Here is a 3,427-nt window from a genome sequence, read left to right as displayed (position 1 = left end):
GGCGGTTCCAGGCGGCAGTACTGGGATCGGGTACTGGCAGGGCAGGCCCGGGTGGTGATCGGGGCGCGCTCGGCGGTGCTGGCGCCGGTGCAAGACGCCGGCCTGTTCATCCTGGACGAGGAACATGAGGCGTCCTACAAGCAGGAGGAAGCGCCACGCTACCACGCCCGAGACGTGGCGATCCACCGCGCCCGGGAGGCGGGCGCCCCGGTGGTGCTCGGCAGCGCCACGCCTTCCCTCGAGTCGTTCCACGCAAGCCAGCAGGGCGAGTACCGCCTGTTGCGCCTGCCCGAGCGGGTGGACCGGCGGCCCATGCCGCTGGTGACGGTGGTGGACCTGCGGGAGGAACTCGCCAGCACCGGCGAGGTCTCCCCCCTGAGCCGGCCTCTCCGGGAGGCGCTGCGGCAGGTGATGGCCGCTCGCGAACAGGCCATCCTGTTCGTCAACCGGCGGGGGTTTTCCGGCGCGATGGTGTGCCGGGAGTGCGGGTTTGCGTGGCGCTGCCCCCATTGCGACGTGGGCCTCACGTACCACCACCGGCCCGGGGAAGGCGTTCTGCGCTGTCACTACTGCGGGTACGAGACGCAGGCGGCCTCGCGCTGCCCGCGCTGCGGGGGCACGCAGATGGCCGCGGTTGGCTTTGGCACGCAGAAGGTGCAGGCAGCGCTGGCGGCGGCCTTCCCGGGCGTACCGGTGCTGCGGATGGACGCGGATACCACGACCCGAAGGGACGCCCACCGGCACATCCTGGAGGCGTTCGCCCGGACCGCCCCCGCCGTGCTGGTGGGCACGCAGATGGTCGCCAAGGGGCACGACTTCCCCCGGGTCACCCTGGCAGCCGCCGTGCTTGCCGACGTGACGCTGCAGCTTCCGGACTTCCGCGCGGCCGAACGCACCTTCCAGCACCTGGTGCAGGTCGCGGGGCGATCGGGCCGCGGGGATCGGCCGGGGCACGTCATTGTACAGACGTTCCAGCCGCACCACTACAGCATTCAGGCCGCGGCGACCGGGGGGGCACAGACGTTTTACGCCCGGGAACTCGCCTTCCGGCGGCGGCTTCACTATCCGCCGTTCGGTGAACTGGTTCGTCTGGTCGCGCAGGACCCGGACGAGGATCGGGCGCGGCTTGCCGCCGTCGAGGCGGCCCGGCAACTGGAGGAGGCGGGACGGAGGCGACCCGGCGTGAAGGTCCTGGGCCCGGCCCCGGCCCCCATCGCCCGTCTGCGGGACCGGTTCCGCTGGCAGGTGGTGGTGCGAGGTCCCGCTCCTGAAGCTCGAACGCTCACGCAGGAGTTGCTGGACGGCGGGTCGCTGTCGGGCCGTAGCCGCCCGGAATCGCTCATCGTGGACCCGGACCCCGTCAGCGTGCTCTGATTTCCCCCGGGCCGGGCGAGAGGGGCAAGAGGCCGGCGAGGGGGCTGGTATAATAACGCAGCAACCCTCACGAGAGCGGCGCGTGAAAGCGAGGTTCTTGCCCGGGTGGCCATCCTGCCCATTCGAAAGGTGCCGGATCCGGTGCTGCGTCAGAAGGCCAGGCCGGTCCAGCGAGTGACCCGGCGCCACCGGCGGCTCATCGAAGACATGAAGGAGACCATGTATGACGCACCCGGCGTCGGGCTGGCAGCCAACCAGGTGGGCGTGCTGGAGCGGGTGATCGTGGTCGACCCGGGGGACCGGTTCATGGCGCTCATCAACCCGGAAATCCTGGAAGCTGAAGGCAAGAGCGTGGACGTCGAGGGGTGTCTCAGCATCCCGGGCATCACCGGGTACGTCGAACGGGCGCAGACCGTTCGGGTGCGCGCCCTCGACGAGCGAGGGCACCCCGTCGAGTTTCAGGCCGAGGGGTACCTGGCGCGCATCATCCAGCACGAGGTGGACCACCTGGACGGGGTGCTGTTCACCGACCGCGCCACCAGCCTGGTGCAAGAGCAAGAACAGGAGCAGGAGCAGCAGAGAAGCGAGGCGGCGGTCAGCGCGCCTCGCCCGGACGGTGCCGCTTCCGGGAGGGCCGTGCCGTGAAGCTTGCCTTCGCTGGTACGCCGGAATTCGCGGTACCGAGCCTGCGGGCGGTGGCGGAGGCCGGCCACGAGGTGCGACTCGTCGTCACACAGCCGGACCGCCCCAGGGGGCGGGGCCTCCATCTGGTGCCCCCCCCGGTCAAGGTAGAGGCCAAGCGCCTGGGGCTGCCCGTTTGGCAGCCGGAGAGCCCGCAGCCGGAGGAACTGGCAAACGCTCTGCGCCGCGCAGAGGCCGAGGCGCTGGTGGTGGTGGCATTCGCCCACAAGATCCCGCCTGAGGTGCTCTCCCTTCCCCGCTACGGGTGCATCAACGTCCATGCCTCCCTTCTTCCCCGGTGGCGGGGGGCTTCGCCCATTGCTCACGCCATCCTGGAGGGCGACCGCCTGACGGGCGTGACCATCATGCAGATGAACGAGGGCTGGGACACGGGCCCGATCCTGCTCCAGGCCACCGAACCCATCGGGCCGGCCGACACTGCCGCGTCGCTCCACGACCGCCTGGCGGCCAAAGGGGCCACCTTGCTCGTCGAGGCGTTATCCAGGCTTGAAGCCGGCACGATCCGTCCGCTTGCCCAGCCGCCCTCCGGCGCGACGAGCGCACCGCGCCTCAAGCGAGAAGACGGGGCGGTGGACTGGAGCCGTCCTGCCGAACGCATCGAGCGCCAGATCCGTGCCTTCACCCCCTGGCCGGGGGCATACACGGCTCTTGAGGGCAAGCTCCTGAAGCTGGTGGAGGCGCGCGTCGAGACGGGGCGCGCACAGGCCGACCCGGGCGAGCTTGTGGCGGTGGACGCCGGGGATGCGTCGATCCTGGTGGGCTGCGGGGAGGGGAGCCTCCTGCGGGTCACCCGGGTGCAGCCTGAAGGCTCTCGGGTGATGACGGGGCTTGACCTGGCCAACGGAATGAGGCTCAAGCCCGGCCAGCGCTTCAGCAGCCAGGGGTAGACGCCGTGAAGCCCCCCACGGGCCTAGAGGCCAGAGAACTGGCGACAATGGCCCTGCAGCGTGTAGAGCACGAGGGCGCCTACCTGAACCTCGCCATGCGGGGCCTTCTGCGCCGAAGGCAGCACCCAGCACCGGCCCAGGCGGCCTTAGCCACGGCGCTGGCGGCCGGCGTTCTCCGGTGGAAGACCCGCCTCGACTACGCGCTCTCCCGGGTCAGCCGCCGGCCGCTGCCGCGGGTCGACCCTTTGCTCCTGCAGATCCTGCGGATTGCAGCGTATGAGGTCGGGTTCGCCCGGGAGACGCCGGCTCCGGTGGCCGTCGACCTGGCGGTTCGCCAGGCGCGCCGGCTGCTTGGCCCCCCAGAGGCGTCCTTTGCCAACGGGGTACTGCGGGCCCTGGTGCGCCTCGATGAGGAGGAGGGCCGGCTGCCGGCACCGGAAGGCGGCCCGGCCGGAGAGCGCCTG

Annotated in this window: 4 protein-coding genes; all 4 read left to right on the top strand. The window is 71.1% G+C overall.

Annotation, left to right across the window (positions count from 1 at the left end; all coding sequences use genetic code 11):
• Window positions 1–1,374, top strand: a 1,374-nt coding sequence (priA, locus tag AB1609_18540) for a primosomal protein N' (GenBank protein MEW6048445.1), incomplete at its 5' end; no start/stop codon positions are given.
• 105 nt (window positions 1,375–1,479) lie between these two features.
• Window positions 1,480–2,019 (top strand): peptide deformylase, encoded by a 540-nt coding sequence (gene def / locus AB1609_18535; GenBank protein ID MEW6048444.1) that lies wholly within the window; start codon window positions 1,480–1,482, stop codon window positions 2,017–2,019.
• Entirely contained in the window at window positions 2,016–2,963 is a 948-nt protein-coding gene (gene fmt, locus AB1609_18530) for a methionyl-tRNA formyltransferase (protein ID MEW6048443.1), read from the top strand. Before def ends, fmt begins: the two co-directional genes overlap by 4 nt.
• Window positions 2,964–2,968: 5 nt before the next feature.
• A partial coding sequence (locus tag AB1609_18525) for a transcription antitermination factor NusB (GenBank protein MEW6048442.1) occupies window positions 2,969–3,427 on the top strand: 459 nt, incomplete at its 3' end.

The sequence above is a fragment of the Bacillota bacterium genome (assembly GCA_040754675.1).
GTDB lineage: Bacteria > Bacillota > Limnochordia > Limnochordales > Geochordaceae > Geochorda.
This window is presented reverse-complemented; position numbering and strand designations above follow the sequence as displayed.